General features: G+C 75.0%; 1 protein-coding gene. It reads right to left on the reverse strand.

From position 1 onward, the window contains the following. On the reverse strand, positions 1–1,350 hold a 1,350-nt coding region (locus STRAU_RS37780), incomplete at both ends, for a sensor histidine kinase (RefSeq protein ID WP_397893546.1).

A 1,350-nucleotide genomic window follows, 5' to 3' on the forward strand; every position in this document is an offset into this window, starting at 1 on the left:
GGCTGGGGCGCGCGGTGCGCGGGGGCGGGGGCGGCTGACCCTTCGGGGGTGGTGGTGCCGGGGTGGTAGGGCTGGGGCGCGCGGTGCGCCGCGACGGAATCGGCCGACCTGTCGGGGGTGGTGGTGTCGGGGTGGTGGGGTTGCGGCGGGGACGGGGCGGGGGGCTGGGGCCTGGGAGCCGGTGCTCGCTCGTGCGGCGGTGTCGGTGCCGGTACTGGTGCCGGTGCCGGGATACGCATCCGACGCGCCGGTGCCCATGCCAGTGCCGGGATACGAATCCGACGTGCCGGTGCCGGTCCCGGCGCCGTACCGTCCCCGCCCTGGGGACCCGCCCCCCACCGCGCGCCCGACGCGACGCCGGACGTCGCCCGGCGCGGCCCCGGCACCATCCCGCTCGCCCCGCCGGTCCCGCCCTTGCCTGCGCCGCGCGACGCGCCCGCCTCGTCGTCCTGCTCGGTGCCGAGGAGCCCCTGCGGGACGATCAGGACGGCCTGCACACCGCCGTAGATATTGGCCTGCAGGCGCACCGCGATGCCGTGCCTGCGGGCGAGCGCGGACACGACGAAGAGCCCGATGCGCCCGTCCTGGAGCAGGCTCGCGACGTTCACCTGGTCGGGATCGGCGAGGAGTTGGTTCATCCGGCTCTGCTCGGCGAGCGGCATGCCGAGACCGCGGTCCTCGACCTCGACGGCGAGCCCGGCGGTCACGAGGTTGGCGCGCAGCAGGACTTGGGTGTGCGGGGCGGAGAACACCGTGGCGTTCTCGACGAGTTCGGCGAGCAGGTGGATGACGTCGGCGACGGCGTGCCCGCGCAGGGTGCCGTCGATCGGCGGCACCAGCTTGACCCGCGAGTACTGCTCGACCTCCGCGATCGAGGAGCGCAGCACCTCCGTCATGGTCACCGGCCTGCTCCACTGGCGCCGGGACATGGCGCCGCCGAGCACGGCGAGGTTCTCCGCGTGCCGCCGGATGCGGGTGGCGAGGTGGTCGATGTGGAAGAGGCCCTTGAGGAGCTCGGGGTCCTCGACGGTGTTCTCCAGGTCGTCGAGGAGCGAGATCTCGCGGTGCACGAGGGACTGGAGCCGCCGGGCCAGATTGACGAAGACCTCGACCTTCTGCTCGCTGCCCGCCTGGCTGGAGAGCTGCGACGCCTGCACGACGGCGGTGACGGCGCCGTCGTGCGCCCGGGCCAGTTCGTCGGCGAGCAGGCCGAATTCGTCCCCCGCCGCCACTGCCCGCGGGGTCTGCTGCCCGGGCGCGGGCGGCGCGTCGCCGCGGCGCAGCTGTTCGACGAGCTCGCACAGGTCGGCCTGGCCGCGCGCGGTGGCAGCGGAGAGCTCGGCGGTCGCC

Source organism: Streptomyces aurantiacus JA 4570 (assembly GCF_000414115.1).
In the GTDB taxonomy this organism is placed as follows: domain Bacteria; phylum Actinomycetota; class Actinomycetes; order Streptomycetales; family Streptomycetaceae; genus Streptomyces; species Streptomyces aurantiacus_A.